Genomic DNA, 17221 nt, shown 5'->3' on the forward strand with positions numbered 1-17221 from the left:
AAAAGTATACAACTCTTTATGATGGGTGGGCCATTATGAACAGAAAAAATCAGATTTATGAAGTTTTTCTTCAAAGTAAGGAGCAAGGCTTTACTGCTAATAATATTGCTCAAAAGCTCGGTTTAGATAGAGCAAACGTTAGCAGTGATTTAAATAAATTAGTTAAAGAAGAATTATTAATTAAAACAAATTCTAGACCTGTCGTATTTAAGCTCCTATCTCATACATTACAACAAACGAACCAATCTCAAATTAAGATCGCAAGTTCAGACTATAAATATGGATATTTTTATGAAGAAAATATTAGTTTAAGACCTGCCATCGAAAAAGCAAGATCAGCTATTCTCTATCCACCAAATGGTATGCATACATTAATACTCGGTGAGACTGGTGTTGGTAAATCTGCTTTTGCTAAAAGAATGCATGATTACGCAATCCGTTCAAATGTTTTAGAAAAGGATTCTCCATTCATTATTTTTAATTGCGCAGACTATGCAAATAATCCACAACTATTATTAGGCCAGCTTTTCGGTGTTAGAAAAGGTGCTTATACAGGTGCAACAGAACAAAAAGGTCTACTCGAGAAAGCAAATAACGGAATATTATTTTTAGATGAGGTTCATCGACTTACTCCTGAAGGTCAAGAAATGTTATTTACGTTCATTGATTATAAGTTGTATAGAAGACTAGGTGAGACAGAAAACGAGCGAACATCGAATGTATTAATCATTTCAGCAACAACAGAGGATCCCGAGTCCACTTTATTATCTACATTTACGCGACGGATCCCTATGGTCATTACCTTGCCAGCTCTTCGTGATCGTACATATGAAGAGAGACTGACACTGATTAAACGTTTTTTCACGGAAGAAAGTGTTCGGCTAGGAAAAGAGATCGTTGTAAGTGCAAATACTATTCGCTCATTTCTATTTTATCCGTGTCAAAACAATATCGGACAACTTAAAGCCGACATTCAATTAGCTTGTGCAAAGGCTTACGCAGATTTTATTACTCATAAACATGACAAAATACGAATTTACAGCACTGATTTGAACTGGTATGTGAAGGAAGGCTTATTCATTGAAAAAAAAGTGAAGCATGCGGTTACACTTTTAAACGAGCATTTTGAATTTTCACCAACAAAAGGTATAACCAGTAACCACCAATTGGATCATTCTGCAGATACAATTTATGACCGAATTGATACGAAGTATGAAGAACTGAAACAACGTGGCGTAGCTCAGGACGAGTTATCCTTACTAATGGAAAACGATATTGAAAGCTATTTTACGCATTATTTAACTTCTATTAATCGTAAACTATCTAGTAAAGAAAATGTCTCAAAAATAATCAAGCCTGAAATCGTTACATTAAGTGAAAAGGTACTAAAACTAGCAGAAGAAAAATTAAACAAGAGATTTAATGAAAAAATACTCGTTGCACTTAGCCTACACATTCAAACCTTATTACAACGTATACAGTCAAACAAGAAAATTTATCATCCAAATATAACGCAAATCCGAGAGCAATATAAGAATGAGTTTTCCGTTTCAATTGAATGTGTAAAAATGATTGAAGATTTCTCAAATGTTTCAATCCCATTTGATGAAGTAGCATTTATAACGATGTTTTTTGTATATGGAAACGAAGATTTTAAAGTGACTAGCTCCAATGTAAAAGTAATTGTATTAGCTCATGGTAACGGTATTGCTAAAGAAATGGCGAATGTAACAAATGAACTGTTAGAAAACGAGGAAGTTATTGGAATCGATATGCCATTAAGTGAACCACCACAAGATTTTTTAATTCGAGTAAAAGATTATATTAAATCTTTAGGTAAATTAAATGGAATTCTACTTTGTATTGATATGGGATCACTATCTTATATCGGCGACATAATTGAAGCTGAATTTTCAATTCCTGTACGCGTGATTCAAATGGTAAGTACTGCACATGTAATCGAAGCTTCTAGAAAAGCAACACTAGGTTATAATTTAGACGAGCTTTATCAGGATGTAAGAAACTTAACTACTTTCTTCATCAATTCTCATTCAAATAAAACGAAACAACCTGAATTTAATCGTTCTGTCATTTTAACTGCATGTCTGACTGGTCAGGGAAGTGCAATAGCCATTAAAAATATACTAGCGAATAACTTGGTCTATGATAAAGAGATGCTAGAAATTGTGCCAATTAGCCTTTTAAATAAAGACGAATTACAAAAAATGTTAAATGATATATCTAAAGAACGAAGTATCGTTTGTATTGTTTCAAATTTTGATATAAATGTTCCATTTAATACGTTTCATTTACAGGATGTATTAAATATGAAAGCAACAAAGACAATACAAGAATTGATAACTTATGAAGAAACGTATTTAAAAATGGCTGAAACACTACAAGAGACTATTTCTTTAAAGGATGCTAAAAAAGTAATTAGTGTGATTAGACGTGCCTTAAATGATATACAAGTCCAAACAGACAAATTTTTCAAAAATGAGGATCTAATGGGAATTGTTATTCATATGAGTTGCATGATTGATCGGATTCAAAACTCACAGCCTCTAATCCCATTTAAAGATAAAGAAGATAAAATAAATAGTGACTATATGCTATATTTAAAAATTAAAAAAATAATGCAACAAATTGAGGATGCTTGTGACATTATCATACCTGATGATGAAATATGTTATTTAATGGAATTTTATTCTAGAAACGATATAAGTAGGTTAGATGAAGACTTTTATATAAAATAAGTAAAAAGCCAGTTACTTCGATGAAGGAACTGGCTTTACTCTGTTGAAAAACATCCCTGTCAATTAAATTACCAAATTTTCGTAAAAGGAGTAGAGTGATGTTGATTTCCACAACAGGATGCTCGCTTTCCATGGGGCGAGATTCTTTAGCCTTCCCGCTAATCCCATAGGAGTCGAGCACTCCTCCGCTCCAATCAACTTATTCATCGAAAAAAGTCTCCAATAAAATCATAATCAAATAGCCTTTACTTAGAATAATCTAACTGTTGTGTATTAATCAGTTTGTAGGTCAACTAATATCGAACTTTAATTAAACTAATCAACTGAATTTGTTTTTCTAAAAATTAGCTCATAATATTTTTAACCTCTGAAAAAAATCATTACTAGTGATTATTGAAATCGTGAAATTGCTCAATATTAACATTTATAACCATTAATAAATCATCCAAAAAATGATCATTTCATCATAAATAAGTTCAATTTAATGTCTGTTTCCCTATTGACCATTTTATATTTCAATACTCTAATGCCAGTTACTTCGATGAAAGGAACTGGCTTTTTATTCTATATTAATACTTTACTAGCTCTACTCCCTCAGGAAGTTTTGAGTTCGTTAAAATGTCTAGTTCTGTTAATCTCTCAAAGCAATAGGATGTACCATTTTTTAAATGATTATCGACTAATGCTGGATGTACCATAACCTCTACTGACTCAACATTTTTATTTATTCTGTCTTCTATTGTCTCAAAATAGTTTAATGGAATATCACTACCATAAAAATCAGTTAATAATTGATCCGTGAAAGGTGTGATTCCGTCTATTTGACTCTTTGGAGAAATACGGACTGGAAGATCATACTTTTGAGATAATTTTGCAATTACTGGATGTAGAATTGGAATCATGTGTACATGGTGATGACTATCTAGATGTGAAGGATTCAATCCATAAGAAAGAAACTTTTGAATTTGAGCATCCCATTCCTTTTCAACTTCTTCAACATTAATAACGGGATTGTCATACCAGTAACTATTTTTAAGGAAATCCCCATTTTGATCTACAATTGTTTGTAGATCTGTTAATAAAGGTTTGCCCGCAGTTAATACAAGATGTACACCTAATCCTAATGTAGGATGTAATTTTGCTATTTCAATTCCATGCTCTACCGCATACATATTCATCATCATAGTCGCGGAGTTCACTATTCCATTCAAATGTGCTTCAATAATGCCATAATTTACACCTTTTGAGTACCCGAAATCATCTGCATTTACAATTAGCTTCTTCATCATTCATTCTCCTTTTTCTTTTAGGATGATAAAAAGGGATGCACTCTTTCAATCGAGCTACATCCCTCTTTTTAATCGTTAATTCGCTGCTACTTTTTCGTTTTTAAAGAATTGAGGTAAATGCTCTTTGTGAGCCTCTAACATTTCATCTAGAATTTGTTTTGCTAAATTATCAGATCCAACTAGAGGGTTAATACACATAGCAAGTAATGCTGTTTTATAATCCCCTGTTACTCCAGCTTCCGCAGCAACACGTTCGAATGATTTAATTTGTTGAACTAAACCGCGTACTGCAACCGGTAAGTCACCCATCGTAAGCGGTTTTGGACCATCTTTTGTAATAACAGCACTTACTTCAACAGCACAATCATCTGGAATTGATGCAATTGCACCATTATTCATTGTGTTAACAGGTTGGATATCACCTTTATTGTTATATAAAGATGAAATTAATCGACATGCAGCATCACTATAATAAGCTCCGTCACGTTTTTCTAATTGTGGTGGCTTAATATTTAAATTAGGATCTTTATATAATTCGAATAATGATTCTTCTAATTTTTTCACAACCTCAGCACGCGTTCCATCTTTTTTCGCTGCTTCCAGTTCTTCCTCTAGCATTACTTTCGTTTGATAGTAGTAACGATGATACGGACATGGAATCGCTCCAAGTGCTTCAATAAAATCAGGATTCCAATCCATTGCCTTAATATTTTGCATCGTCATACTTTCAGCAGGGCGTGCAAACTCACTTACAACACGACTTGTTACATCTTCACCATCTAATAATACTTTCGTTCCGTAAACCATATGATTTAATCCCATAAAATCAATGTGCACACGCTCAGCTTCTACCCCTAGACCTTTTGCAATGTTCATGTGAATATGAATTGGTACATTACATAAACCTACTACTTTACGGAAATCTGTGTATCTTAAAATCGCTTCTGTTAAAATACCTGTAGGATTCGTAAAGTTTACTAGCCAAGCATTTGGACAAAGCTCTTCAATATCCTTAACGATATCTAAAATAACCGGAATTGTACGAAGTGCTTTAAATAGACCACCTGGACCATTAGTTTCTTGTCCAATTACCCCATATTTTAAAGGAATACGCTCATCCTTCATACGAGCTTCAAGTAAACCTACACGAAATTGTGTTGTGACAAAATCAGCATCTTTAAGAGCAGCACGTCGATCAAGTGTTAAATGAATTTCCATCGGTACTCCTGCTTTTTCTACCATTCTTTTCGCAAGGTTTCCAACGATTTCAAGTTTTTCTCTACCTTCTTCAATGTCCACTAACCATAACTCTCTTACAGGTAGTTCATCATAACGTTTAATAAATCCTTCAACTAATTCTGGAGTATAACTTGAACCGCCACCAATTGTTGCTATTTTAATACCGTTTCTCATTTTCTTCACTCCTTCTATATGATAGGAGAAAAGTAGCCCGATGATACTAGGAAACTACTTTTCTATTTTCTCTTATTTATTTAATTTCTCATGTAGGAAAATTATTTCTGTTACTAAATCTCTCATCGTTAATGCATTCATTAAATGATCTTGAGCATGAATTAATAAAATACTTAATTCAACATTCTCTCCACGTGCTTCACCTTGAATTAATGAAGTTTGTGCCTGATGCGCAAGATTTAATTCTTTCTTTGCTTCTTCAATCTTACTATTTGCTTCTTCTAAATTACCTGCTCGAGCAGCCTGCATACCTTCCATTAATGAGCTTTTTGCGTTTCCTGCGTGTAAGATTAATTGGAATGCTGTTTGCTCAATTGTCGTTAATGTACTCATTTCGTATCCTCCTCAAACTGCATTACATAGCAGCACTTTGATTATTTGCTGCTTCTCTAGTTTTTTTAGATTCCATTCGTCTTTGTAGTGCAACGAAAGGTAAATAGATGACAACCGAGATAACTAGGTTAAATGCTGCTAAGGCTGCACCTGTCCAATGTCCCCCTGTAATCAGCCATCCACCTAAAATTGGTGGAGTTACCCATGGAATATTCGTAGTTACTGGGTGAACCATACCTAAAGAAATTGCTAAATATGAAATAACTGTTAAGATAATTGGTGTGCCAATGAATGGAATTAACCACATTGGATTTAACACAATCGGTAATCCGAAAAGAACTGGTTCATTAATTTGGAATAAACCTGGTGCTCCACCTAATCCAATCATTTGTTTATTACGTTTTCGATTTATTAAGATCATTGAAATGATTAACCCTAAAGTAGCACCTGATCCACCTAAGAATACAAATGCATCAAAGAACTGACCAGCCATTACATTATATTCACTCCACTTTGTAACACCTTTTGCTGCTAAATCAATATTTTCATTTCCTAAAGCTGTAAATAATGGTGTCGTAATTCCACCTAGTATATTCGGTCCATGTAAGCCAAGCATCCAGAAGAAATGAATAAAGAATGCGATACCGATTGCAAACGGTAAAGAGTCTGCAGCATTTGTTAATGGCTTAACAAGAACTGAGCTTAACCAATCATTAAAATAGACTCCATCTGATAAATATAGTCTAAATAGTAATCCAACAATCGCAATCACAAAGATTGTTAGCATACCTGGTAATAGCTTTGCAAATGCTTTTGAAACTGCTGGTGGTACACCATCTGGCAATTTAATAACTAATTGTTTTACTCTTGATAAGCGAACAAAAATTTCTGTTGCGATAATGGCAACGATTATTCCGGTAAAAAGTGCAGTTGAATTAGTATAAGTAGAGTTCACTAATCCCCAAACACTACCAGTAGCTGTTTTTCCATTTTCTAATGTAACTGTTACTGCATTTAATGATTGAGGCACTAGTACAAAATATGATGCTAATGCGACAAGCATTGCTTCAAATCCCTCATCACCATAAGAACGAGCCAATTTATAAGCAATCCCTACAACTGCAAAAACAGTCATAAATGCGAATGTTCCCCACCAGATGTCTCCACCTAATGTCTTCCAGTTTACTCCAAAAAGAGCTTCCATCATTTTGTCGTAACCTTTGATTGCTCCACCTAAATTATTAAATAATACTGCAAAAGAACCGACCATTGTAATGGCAATCATCCCGATTAACGCATCGCGTATTGCTAATAAATGACGTTGGTTACCGAACTTTGCTGCAGCTGGCATTATATATCTATCTACAAAATTCATCATTGTTTAGGACTCCTTTTTGTTTAAAATGTATGCAACGATCATGACTATTTTTTTAAACTAAGTGCTAATTCTAAAACCGCTTCACCATTCATAAGTCCATAATGCACTGGATTGATTACATCAACTGGTATCCCTTTTGGCTCGGCAACTTTTTTCATTTCAGAAGCTAAATAACGTACTTGTGGTCCTAATAAAAGAACGTCAGCTTTATCTAAATTTTCTTTTGCAGCATCACCTGAAACTGCCCAAATCTTTACGTCAATTCCTTTTGCTTTTGCTGCTTCCTCCATTTTAGTTACTAGTAAACTAGTAGACATTCCTGCTGAACAAGCTAATAAAATATTCATTGTGATTCCTCCAGTATTAGAATTAGTGTAGCGCTTACAGGTTTGTTTGAAGTAAGAAACAAATCCTTGAAGTAACTACAAATTAATTTATTTTGTACACTTTTTATATAGCAAATGGCGTGCCAACTTTTTCTGGTATATTGAAAAATATATAATTTACTCATTGAAACCTTGTCCTATAAGGAATCATCTTCATGAAATCTTTTTTCTTTACTTAAAAAGGAAAGTAACCAAAAACATCTAGTGTGTTAAATATAGTTCCTCAATCTTCTTAAATTGTTTTAGTGTGTTATTATCCTGTTAGTGTGTCGTGATTTATATAAACTATATTGTAGTGTTTTAAAACACTTTTACGATCCTTACTTAAATTATACATTTTGTTCTATGTAATCTATCAAAAAAGTGATGTAGAATTAGTCTACACCACTTTTTTTATCAATTATTAAAGTGAAATTTTTTCATGTAAGTAAATAATTTCCTCTACTAAATCTCTTGTTGTAAGAGTGTTCATTAAATGATCCTGTGCATGTACTAAAAGAATATTAATTTTGTATTGTTGCCCACCCGCTTCACTTTGAATAAGTGAAGTTTGTGAATGATGAGCTCGCTTAAGTTCCGCATTCGCTTCGTTTACTTTACTACGGGCTTCCTCGAACTTCCCATCACGAGCTTTATACATTGCTTCCATTAATAAACTCTTAGCATTACCGGAATGTAATATAAGTTGAAATGCAATTTGTTCATTATTTGTGTCGGTAGGCATTTTCACTCTTCTCCTTCACATTCTTTATACATTTAATGAATTACTACTTGTTGTTGTTTCTGTCGACTTTCTAGCTTCCATTCTTTCTGCTACTACAACGAACGGTAAGTAAATAACGATTGAAATTACTACGTTAACAAGCGATAAAACTGCACCGCTCCAGTGACCACCAGTTGCTAAATAGCCACCTATAACTGGTGGAGTTACCCAAGGGATTGTAGAAACAACCGGGAAAACAATATGTGATTGAACAGCTAAATAAGAAATAATGGTTAAAACAATTGGAGTACAGATAAACGGTATTAACCATACTGGGTTTAACACGATTGGTAAACCGAAAATAATTGGTTCATTAATATTAAATAATCCTGGAGGTGTTCCTAAAGCAATCATCTGTTTATGACGTTTACGGTTAACTAAGAACATTGCAATAAGTAAACCGATTGTAGTACCTGATCCACCCATATATACAAATGCGTCTAAGAATGGACCTGCTAAGACAGAATACTTATCTAAATCAGTCACACCTTTTGCATATAAATCGATGTTATGGTTACCTAGAGTTGTTAATAAAGGAGTTGTAATCCCTCCTAAAATATTTGGACCATGTAATCCAAGCGCCCAGAAAAAATGTACAAAAAATGCAATTGCAACTGCAAATCCTAATGAATCTGCTGCATCAGTTAATGGTTTTACAAGAACTGAATTTAACCAATCATTAAAGAATACGCCATTCGAAATGTATAATCTGAACAATAAGCCAATTAATGCAACGATAAAGATTGTTAACATACCTGGTAATAACTTTGCAAATGCTTTTGATACTGCTGGTGGAACGCCATCTGGTAATTTAATAACTAATTGTTTCACTCTAGCTAAACGTACAAAAATTTCAGTCGCAATAATCGCAACGATAATTCCTGTAAATAAAGCCGTTGAGTTTAATGAATTCCAACTAATAAATCCCCAAGTTCCACCTGTAGCTGTCTTACCACCATTTAATGTAACTGATACCGCAGCTAATGATTGTGGAACTAGTACGAAGTAACACGCTAATGCAACCAGCATTGCTTCAAAACCTTCATCACCATAAGAACGAGCTAATCTATGCGCGATCCCTACTACAGCAAATACTGTCATAAATGCAAATGTTCCCCACCAAATATCACTGCCTAGTGTTTTCCAGTTTGCACCAAAGACTGTTACCATCATTTTGTCGTAGCCGTGGATTGCGCCACCTAAATTATTAATAAGTACAGCAAAAGCTCCAATCATCGTAATGGCAATCATGCCAATTAACGCATCACGAATCGCTAACAAATGACGTTGATTACCAAACTTCGCTGCAGCAGGCATTATATACTTTTCAGCAAAACGCATCATTCAAATACACCTTCTTTTCTCTCTAGATTTTTAATTCCCCGTTTTACTTTTTCAAATTTAAAGCCATTTCCAGTACAGCTTCACCATTCATCAGTCCATAATGCACTGGATTAATTGTATCTACTGGTATCCCTTTAGGTTCAGCTAATTTTTTCATTTCTGAGACTAAATAACGAACCTGTGGACCAAGTAGTAATACATCCGCTTTAGCTAAATTTTCTTTCGCCTCATCACCAGCAACAGCCCATATTGTTGCCTGAATTCCTTTTGCTTTAGCTGCTTGTTCCATTTTTGTAACTAGTAGACTAGTCGACATTCCCGCAGAACATACCAATAAGATCTTCATCCTACACCTCCTCAATTATTCTCGCCGATGAAACGCTTACAATTTTACAAATAATGACAAAAGAATTACGCGTTACAAAGACAAGTTGTGTAATCAATTTAAATATTGCAAATACTGTGCCAATATTCTAAAAAATCTATCTTTTTAAAAATACAACAAAAAAACCTTGATAAATCAAGGTTTTCAAAACGTAACATTTATTTAAAATATTAGTGTTTTATAAGTGTGTAGGCACAATTGATACTGTGTTTGCAATTACACAATAGTGTGTTGAGAAATTCTCTAAATAGGATATCTCCTAGCCGAAGTGTGTCATTCGACAACACATTAAGATTATTCTTCAACTGTTAAATGAGTTTTACAAAATTCAAATACTTCTTTTTCCTCATCTTCTTCCAAATCAAAATCTAAATACTGATTTGACTCAGCTTCATATAAATCATATTTAATTAATTTCGACTCGTCACCATTTACTCCAAAAAGTACTTTTATATATATACCTTTTTCATTAAATAATTCATCATCCTCTGGTACATTGATATAAAGAATAAACTCATATCGATCACCTTCAATGATACCAAATGGATCTTTTATTTCTTCTACAGTGTATTCTGCAATCGTTAACACAAAAACATTCCCTTCAATTTTAATATGTACTATTATACACAAAGGAATGGACAAAAAGAAAGACGCCTGCCGCAGCAGACGTCTTGATGCGTTTGAGGCGAGAGACCGGGCGGCCACATCCGCGCGTTTAGCTTGCGCATATCTCTCGTCTTACTCAAATTAGCTCATCGCAAAGAGTAATATATCATATATTTAGGAAAAAGGATAGAGGAAATAAATAGAAGCAGCAAACAGAACCGAATAATTTTTATAAATACAAAGTCACTCAGCTCTTTTTTTAGTAAATTTAAGATGATAATAAACATTCTCTAATTTAAATACAGAATTTAATGATTTTTAGGTCGATGCAGTATTTTTTCTTTTTAGAAGTTGAATACAGTTTATAAGTTTCTTTAAATTTTAATTCTCTTTCTATTTCATCTTTATTGATTTGTGCCATTTCTTCAAGAAACCAAGAATTCATATCCATTTGAATAACCTCCCTTTATATACTTTTAATATATGAATTAAAGTACAGGGAACCCATTCTTCATTGGATGGAGTTTTAATACATCTTTAGTTGTAAGGTAAAGGTAGGATTTAAGGCTGAGATTCAGGGTTTAAAGGAGGAAAAATAAAAACCGAACGATAATATCTGATAATTAACAGATTTTATCGCTCGGTTTATTCTTTTAGCGCGCTCGACAGGATTCGAACCTGCGACACACGGTACCGGAAACCGATGCTCTATCCACTGAGCTACGAACGCATTATATAATATCTAATTAAAATAAGTATAGTGTATCTGTCGCCCCAATCTCAGCAGGTAGTTGCAAGGAGCAGCTCGATTGGTGCGCTGTAGTTTCGCTTTGTAGCTTATTCGAACGTGCTCTATCCACTGAGCTACGAACGCATTTTTAATATAAAGTTAAAATATGTATTGTGTAGCTGTCGCCCCAATCTAAGTAAGTTTATGCAAGTAGCGGCTCGATTGGTGCGCTGATGTTTCGCTTTGTAGCTTATTCGTAAGTTTATAAGAAAATCTTATGTTTTATTATATCGTTAGAATGTTCTGACCGCAATAATTTAGGTTTCTTTTTGAGTAGGAAAAAGAAGAAGATACACTTTGGAATGGTTTGTGTGCATTTTCTTTTATAAATTTAGTTTTGATGGCTTGTAAAAGCGTTAAAAACTCATCGTCTTCTATATACAGGCGACGCGATGAATTTATATTTAATATACCAACAAAAATATAGAAATTGTTTATTAAGAAGTTAAAAATATTTAGAGCAAATTTTAGATAAATAATTTCAAATGATTAGTTTATAAGTTCATGGTCGATCTTAATTGAAATACAAACTGATTAATAAACTGTTATTTTACGCTAAGTAAAGGATATTAAATTAGCCTTTTATCGTAAGCTTTTTTAATGAGCAACTTGATTGGAACGGAGGGGTGCTCGACTCCTATGGGATATGCGGGAAGCCTGAGACCCCACAGGAACGAACGTGACGAGGAGGCTCTGGTCTCGCCCCATGGAAAGCGAGCACACTGTAGTGGAAATCAACATCACTAAACTCCCTTTACGAAAATTTGGTAGTTTAACAAGGCTCTATATTTCAAACAAGAATATGCTCCAATCATTTTGTTACTAGTTTTTTAACTTATCAAAAGAAAAACTACATAAAGTTACGTTTAATAATAGGAAAAGTCGTTAATGATGTTGAAGTATTAGATAAATAAATATGTTATAAAAGGTCAAGAATTTTAAGTTTGAATAATACATTAAATATAGCATCTGTTTTATTTGACCTTTTCTGACCTTAAAGGTATTATTGTATTAATCATTCATTTGTTTTAAACAAGGAGGAGAAAAAATGAATTTAATTCCTACAGTTATTGAACAAACAAGTCGTGGTGAGCGTGCGTATGATATATACTCTCGTCTATTAAAAGACCGCATCATCATGTTAGGTAGCGCAATCGATGATAACGTAGCTAACTCAATTGTTTCACAACTTTTATTTTTAGCAGCAGAAGATCCAGATAAGGATATTTCATTATACATAAATAGTCCAGGAGGAAGTATTACTGCTGGTATGGCTATCTATGATACGATGAACTTTATTAAGCCTCAAGTATCTACAATTTGTATTGGTATGGCGGCTTCAATGGGTGCGTTCTTATTATCTGCTGGGGAAAAAGGAAAGAGATATGCTCTTCCAAATGCAGAAGTTATGATTCACCAACCATTAGGTGGTGCTCAAGGTCAAGCTACTGAAATCGAAATTGCAGCTAAGCGAATCTTGTTCTTACGTGATAAATTAAACAAAATTCTTGCAGATCGTACTGGTCAACCATTAGATACAATCGAGCGTGATACAGAGCGCGATAACTTTATGACTGCAGACCGTGCATTAGAATACGGATTAATTGATAAAGTAATTTCTAATACTGCAGCTATTAAATAGTAAGAATAAACTAGCCGAAATTTTTCGGCTAGTTTTTTTGTAAAAAAAATTGGACATCCAACTTGTGAATGTCCAATTACATTAAATTTCTTCTCCGATAAAGTCCATTACGGCTTCCATTGCTTCAACTTCATCGTCACCAGTAACAGTAATTACGATTTCTTCTCCATGGGGTACAGCAAGGCTCATAACACCCATGATACTCTTTACGTTTACTTGTTTACCTTTGTAAGCTAATAATACTTCTGAACGAAATCTCGTAGCAACTTGAACAAATTGTGCTGCTGGACGAGCCTGTATTCCAGTTTCTAATAGTACTCTCCCTTTTTTCTCAATCATTTTTTTCTTCCCTCTTAACTTTTATTTTATTTTTATTGGTTCTCCCGCTCTTAGTTTATCAGCTATTTCATCTATTTTACGTAGGCGATGATTGATTCCTGATTTACTAATTGCTCCGCTAGATACCATTTCACCTAACTCTTTTAATGTAACATCCTCATACGCTACTCGAAGTTCTGCAATTTCACGTAGCTTTGGCGGTAATATATCTAAACCAACTGAGTTTTGGATATAACGTATATTTTCAATTTGCCTGAAGGCTGCACTGATCGTTTTATTTAAGTTCGCAGTTTCACAATTTACTAGACGATTAACACTGTTTCTCATATCTCTTACAATTCGGATATCTTCAAACCTTAATAAAGCTGAATGTGCACCAACAACGTTTAAAAACTCAGTAATTTTTTCTGCTTCTTTTAAGTACGTAATATAACCTTTACGTCTCTCCAGTGTTTTAGCATTTAATCCGAACTCATTCATTAGACGACAAATTTCTTCCGTATGCTCTTTATATAGTGAAAAAATTTCTAAATGATATGAAGATGTCTCTGGATTATTTACCGAACCACCAGCTAGAAAAGCACCTCTTAAATAGGAGCGTTTACAACATTTCTTCGTAATTAGCTCTTTCGCTATTTCATTCGTAAAGGTAAATCCTTCACCAGTTATATAAAGATCATTTAAAATATGTTTCGCTTCTTCTTTTATTCGAACAATATATACATTGTTCTTTTTAAGACGCATTTTTTTACGAACGAGCAATTCAACGTCCACATCATAAACACGTTTAATTAATACATATATTCTTCTCGCAATTGCTGCATTTTCAGTAACTACATCTACTATAAATTGGCGATTCGCAATTGATAATGAACCATTCATTCGAATTAAAGAGGATAGCTCAGATTTTGAACAACAATCTTTGATCTCAATCGTTGTTAATTCTTTTTTCGTTTCTGATGCAAAGGACATTTGAATCACCCCCTCCTTCTAGCTCTAAATATTTTTTCATTATTCTTTTATTTTTGTCGGGATTAGATCACATAAAATTTCTGCTAACTTTACTGTATCATGCCTAATCACATTATCATCATATTTAACGATCGACTTATGAACAATTTCTAGATTTAAAGATTCAAGCTCATTTATATCTAGTTTTACTTGTTGAGCATGTTCTTCCTTATAAAGTTCTAAAATATTTTTAGGCATCGTGCCTTCATTTACGATAATTGTATCGATAAAACTTGAGTCTAAATGCTGGTACAGAGCCCTTACATGATCACTAGCTGTATAATGTAAAGTTTCACCCGCTTGAGTCATCACATTACATACATATACTTTTCTAGCTTTTGAATTTACAACAGCCTTCCCAATTTTAGTAACTAATAGATTAGGAAGGATACTCGTATATAAACTACCTGGTCCAATTACGATTAAGTCAGCACGATTAATTTCATCAAGCGCCTCTTTTAAAGGTTCAACATTTCCTGGTGCTAAAAATACTCTTTTAATCTTTTTACCAGAATAAGGAATTTTCGACTCACCTGAAACAATTGTCCCATCTTCTAATTCAGCTTTTAATACGACACTTTGATTAGCTGCTGGTATAACTTTCCCTCTAACATTTAATACCCTTCGCATTTCAATGATTGCACGGTAAAAATCACCTGTAATCGCAGTCATTGCGCTTAGCATTAAATTACCAAGAGAATGCCCAGAAAGGTCTCCAGATGTTGCAAATCGATGTTGGAATAATTCTTCCAACATCGGTTCCACATCTGATAACGCAGCAAGTACATTTCGTACATCACCAGGTGGTGGAATTTTTAACTCGTCACGTAATCGTCCAGAGCTACCACCATCATCTGCGACTGTTACAATTGCGGTAATATCAACGGGATGTTTTTTCAATCCACGTACTAAAACAGATAGTCCCGTTCCGCCTCCAATTATTACTATTTTTGAACGTTGACTAACCATTACTTATGACTCCTTTTTTCAACGTCCCGATGACTAACATTCGTATCATATTGATCCTTATAGTAGTTAGCTAAATACTCTGCTAAAGTAACAGAGCGATGCTGTCCACCCGTACATCCGATCGCAATGATTAGTTGTCGTTTACCTTCTCTTTTATATTGAGGTAACATAAAACTAATTAAATCAATTAATTTCAGCATAAATTCCGTTGTCTCATTAAATTTAAGAACGTAAGAGGAAACTTCCTCATCTAAGCCAGTTAAGGGACGCATTGATTCAATATAAAATGGATTTGGTAAAAATCGTACGTCAAATACTAAATCCGCATCAATCGGTATTCCGTACTTAAAACCGAATGACTGAATATTTACTGAAAAACCTTCTTGTTCATTTTCTCTAAATTGTTCAATTATTTTTTCTCGTAATATTTTAGGTTTTAAATCTGAAGTATCATAAATTAATTGTGCACGCCCTTTTACCTCGGCTAAAAGAGTACGTTCCAACTCAATTCCTTTTAATGGAGAACCCGTTGGAGAAAGTGGATGTGAACGACGAGTTTCTTTGTAGCGAGTAACGAGTGCAGCATTCGTTGCGTCTAAAAATAAAATTTGAGGGATAATTGACGGAGTAGACATTAATTGATCTAACGAACTCCCTAACTGATCAAAAAATTCTCTTCCTCGTAAATCCATAACAAGAGCAACTTTATCTGTTGTATTGTGATCCGGGTCCTTTAATAGCTCTACAAATTTTGGAAGTAGAGCAGGAGGAAGATTATCAACACAGAAGTAACCGATATCTTCTAACGCTTGAACAACGACAGTCTTTCCAGCACCCGACATTCCAGTTATAATAACCATTTTTACATGTGATCTTGTAGGCATTTAACTCAACCCTTTCTATAATTTAAGTTAACTCGGATTTAAGCGATACCTTAATAATTCAAAGTCCGGTGTATAGACAAAGGTACCATGTAAAATTTCTTTACCCTTCAGTAAATAATCAATAATATGATAGTCACCTGCTGCCATAGGAAGGTTTTTCACTTCATCTATCGCATGCCAGCGAAGAATTCCTTCTTCACACTCATCTTGATTTTCACCGTCAAACTCGGTAGCTAAAAATGAAAACATCATCCATTCATTCACTACCTTAGCATCTTCTTCTATAATAATTGTAAAAACACCTTTTAATTTTGGGTTTTTTAAGTATATACCTGTTTCTTCACGATATTCACGAACAACTGCTTCTCTAATGTTTTCACCTGGCTCCATCTTGCCGCCGGGTGCAACCCACCAGTTTCTTCTAGGTTTTTGTAGCAAGAGGATATTATTTTCATTTACCAAAACACAATGTGTAACTCTTTGCATTTCTTATACCTCACTTACAATTTGGACTTGCAGTTGGTTGAAACTGCCCAATCTATATTATACCGTTAAACTAGTCAGACAACAACTTGTTAAGAGTGGGAATTAGGGTTGACAGGTACAGGCTAAAGGAAAAGATTTTGTGGGTTCGAACTACGGTCGAGGAACAGAACCGATCATTTTCGGAGACAAATAAAGAAAACTCACCGATTGCCGAGCTTTAAAGACTAAAGGCGTAGTTGCACTTATACTTAATTGCTAAAAATTTGCAACTACGTCAGTTCCTCATTCGTCGCTGCAAATTTAAACTTTAAAGCACAAAAAAAGGGAACATGGACAAGCGCATATCCATGTTCCTATATATATTAGGGGGCTCTCTGGTTATTGTCT

At 34.0% G+C, this 17221-nt stretch carries 17 protein-coding genes and 1 tRNA gene; 2 read left to right on the forward strand and 16 right to left on the reverse strand.

The window, feature by feature from the left end; translation table 11 throughout:
- The first annotated feature begins 35 nt into the window (after window positions 1–35).
- On the forward strand, window positions 36–2756 hold the full coding sequence (locus BED47_RS18795; RefSeq protein WP_069034925.1) for a sigma 54-interacting transcriptional regulator: 2721 nt from the start codon (window positions 36–38) through the stop codon (window positions 2754–2756).
- 569 nt (window positions 2757–3325) lie between these two features.
- On the opposite strand, the gene chbG is transcribed toward BED47_RS18795, so the two are convergent.
- From chbG to BED47_RS18845, 11 genes are all read right to left on the reverse strand, one after another.
- Window positions 3326–4042 carry a chitin disaccharide deacetylase gene (gene chbG, locus BED47_RS18800; protein WP_069034926.1) on the reverse strand — a complete coding sequence of 239 codons (717 nt, stop codon included), beginning with the start codon at window positions 4040–4042 and terminating at the stop codon, window positions 3326–3328.
- Window positions 4043–4120: 78 nt separating this feature from the next.
- Window positions 4121–5458, reverse strand: a complete 1338-nt coding sequence (locus BED47_RS18805; RefSeq protein WP_069034927.1) for a 6-phospho-beta-glucosidase — start codon at window positions 5456–5458, stop codon at window positions 4121–4123.
- 72 nt (window positions 5459–5530) lie between these two features.
- Entirely contained in the window at window positions 5531–5851 is a 321-nt protein-coding gene (locus BED47_RS18810) for a PTS lactose/cellobiose transporter subunit IIA (RefSeq protein WP_029715362.1), read from the reverse strand.
- 22 nt (window positions 5852–5873) lie between these two features.
- Window positions 5874–7229 carry a PTS sugar transporter subunit IIC gene (locus tag BED47_RS18815; RefSeq protein ID WP_069034928.1) on the reverse strand — a complete coding sequence of 452 codons (1356 nt, stop codon included), beginning with the start codon at window positions 7227–7229 and terminating at the stop codon, window positions 5874–5876.
- A 44-nt stretch (window positions 7230–7273) separates the two neighbouring features.
- Window positions 7274–7576, reverse strand: a complete 303-nt coding sequence (locus tag BED47_RS18820) for a PTS sugar transporter subunit IIB (RefSeq protein ID WP_025569051.1) — start codon at window positions 7574–7576, stop codon at window positions 7274–7276.
- Between the two features lie 442 nt (window positions 7577–8018).
- Window positions 8019–8339, reverse strand: coding sequence for a PTS lactose/cellobiose transporter subunit IIA (locus BED47_RS18825; protein WP_069034929.1), 321 nt, complete (start codon window positions 8337–8339; stop codon window positions 8019–8021).
- 24 nt (window positions 8340–8363) lie between these two features.
- Entirely contained in the window at window positions 8364–9722 is a 1359-nt protein-coding gene (locus tag BED47_RS18830; RefSeq protein ID WP_025569049.1) for a PTS sugar transporter subunit IIC, read from the reverse strand.
- A gap of 43 nt (window positions 9723–9765) precedes the next feature.
- Window positions 9766–10068: a PTS sugar transporter subunit IIB gene (locus tag BED47_RS18835; RefSeq protein WP_025569048.1), complete on the reverse strand. Its 303-nt coding sequence runs from the start codon at window positions 10066–10068 to the stop codon at window positions 9766–9768.
- Window positions 10069–10401: 333 nt separating this feature from the next.
- Window positions 10402–10695: a DUF6509 family protein gene (locus tag BED47_RS18840; RefSeq protein ID WP_025569047.1), complete on the reverse strand. Its 294-nt coding sequence runs from the start codon at window positions 10693–10695 to the stop codon at window positions 10402–10404.
- A 313-nt stretch (window positions 10696–11008) separates the two neighbouring features.
- Complete coding sequence (locus BED47_RS23805) at window positions 11009–11164, reverse strand: hypothetical protein (RefSeq protein ID WP_175403524.1); 156 nt, start codon at window positions 11162–11164, stop codon at window positions 11009–11011.
- 206 nt (window positions 11165–11370) lie between these two features.
- A tRNA-Arg gene (locus BED47_RS18845) sits at window positions 11371–11443 on the reverse strand.
- A gap of 1108 nt (window positions 11444–12551) precedes the next feature.
- Here BED47_RS18845 and clpP point away from each other — a divergent pair.
- Window positions 12552–13145: an ATP-dependent Clp endopeptidase proteolytic subunit ClpP gene (clpP, locus tag BED47_RS18850; RefSeq protein ID WP_025568718.1), complete on the forward strand. Its 594-nt coding sequence runs from the start codon at window positions 12552–12554 to the stop codon at window positions 13143–13145.
- An 81-nt stretch (window positions 13146–13226) separates the two neighbouring features.
- Here clpP and BED47_RS18855 read toward each other — a convergent pair whose 3' ends face one another.
- Genes BED47_RS18855 through BED47_RS18875 form a run of 5 tightly spaced genes read right to left on the reverse strand, consistent with a single transcriptional unit; the run spans window position 13227 to window position 16834 of the window.
- Window positions 13227–13484 carry an HPr family phosphocarrier protein gene (locus BED47_RS18855; protein ID WP_025568719.1) on the reverse strand — a complete coding sequence of 86 codons (258 nt, stop codon included), beginning with the start codon at window positions 13482–13484 and terminating at the stop codon, window positions 13227–13229.
- Between the two features lie 21 nt (window positions 13485–13505).
- Entirely contained in the window at window positions 13506–14456 is a 951-nt protein-coding gene (whiA, locus tag BED47_RS18860; protein ID WP_025568720.1) for a DNA-binding protein WhiA, read from the reverse strand.
- 39 nt (window positions 14457–14495) lie between these two features.
- Window positions 14496–15464, reverse strand: coding sequence for a gluconeogenesis factor YvcK family protein (locus BED47_RS18865; protein ID WP_025568721.1), 969 nt, complete (start codon window positions 15462–15464; stop codon window positions 14496–14498).
- Window positions 15464–16348 carry an RNase adapter RapZ gene (gene rapZ / locus BED47_RS18870; RefSeq protein ID WP_025568722.1) on the reverse strand — a complete coding sequence of 295 codons (885 nt, stop codon included), beginning with the start codon at window positions 16346–16348 and terminating at the stop codon, window positions 15464–15466. Before rapZ ends, BED47_RS18865 begins: the two co-directional genes overlap by 1 nt.
- Before the next feature lie 27 nt (window positions 16349–16375).
- Entirely contained in the window at window positions 16376–16834 is a 459-nt protein-coding gene (locus BED47_RS18875; protein ID WP_025568723.1) for an NUDIX hydrolase, read from the reverse strand.
- Window positions 16835–17221: the final 387 nt, after the last annotated feature.

The organism is Gottfriedia luciferensis (assembly GCF_001712755.1).
Classification (GTDB): domain Bacteria; phylum Bacillota; class Bacilli; order Bacillales; family Bacillaceae_G; genus Gottfriedia; species Gottfriedia luciferensis_B.

Bases quoted from the DNA above. Each gene is read 5' to 3' on its own strand.
- BED47_RS18825 (WP_069034929.1), bottom strand. From the start codon at position 8,339: ATGCCTACCGACACAAATAATGAACAAATTGCATTTCAACTTATATTA.
- BED47_RS18810 (WP_029715362.1), bottom strand. From the start codon at position 5,851: ATGAGTACATTAACGACAATTGAGCAAACAGCATTCCAATTAATCTTA.
- clpP (WP_025568718.1), top strand. From the start codon at position 12,552: ATGAATTTAATTCCTACAGTTATTGAACAAACAAGTCGTGGTGAGCGT.
- BED47_RS18865 (WP_025568721.1), bottom strand. From the start codon at position 15,464: ATGGTTAGTCAACGTTCAAAAATAGTAATAATTGGAGGCGGAACGGGA.
- BED47_RS18820 (WP_025569051.1), bottom strand. From the start codon at position 7,576: ATGAATATTTTATTAGCTTGTTCAGCAGGAATGTCTACTAGTTTACTA.
- BED47_RS18815 (WP_069034928.1), bottom strand. From the start codon at position 7,229: ATGATGAATTTTGTAGATAGATATATAATGCCAGCTGCAGCAAAGTTC.
- whiA (WP_025568720.1), bottom strand. From the start codon at position 14,456: ATGTCCTTTGCATCAGAAACGAAAAAAGAATTAACAACGATTGAGATC.
- BED47_RS18855 (WP_025568719.1), bottom strand. From the start codon at position 13,484: ATGATTGAGAAAAAAGGGAGAGTACTATTAGAAACTGGAATACAGGCT.
- BED47_RS18805 (WP_069034927.1), bottom strand. From the start codon at position 5,458: ATGAGAAACGGTATTAAAATAGCAACAATTGGTGGCGGTTCAAGTTAT.
- rapZ (WP_025568722.1), bottom strand. From the start codon at position 16,348: ATGCCTACAAGATCACATGTAAAAATGGTTATTATAACTGGAATGTCG.
- BED47_RS18830 (WP_025569049.1), bottom strand. From the start codon at position 9,722: ATGATGCGTTTTGCTGAAAAGTATATAATGCCTGCTGCAGCGAAGTTT.
- BED47_RS23805 (WP_175403524.1), bottom strand. From the start codon at position 11,164: ATGGATATGAATTCTTGGTTTCTTGAAGAAATGGCACAAATCAATAAA.
- chbG (WP_069034926.1), bottom strand. From the start codon at position 4,042: ATGAAGAAGCTAATTGTAAATGCAGATGATTTCGGGTACTCAAAAGGT.
- BED47_RS18795 (WP_069034925.1), top strand. From the start codon at position 36: ATGAACAGAAAAAATCAGATTTATGAAGTTTTTCTTCAAAGTAAGGAG.
- BED47_RS18835 (WP_025569048.1), bottom strand. From the start codon at position 10,068: ATGAAGATCTTATTGGTATGTTCTGCGGGAATGTCGACTAGTCTACTA.
- BED47_RS18875 (WP_025568723.1), bottom strand. From the start codon at position 16,834: ATGCAAAGAGTTACACATTGTGTTTTGGTAAATGAAAATAATATCCTC.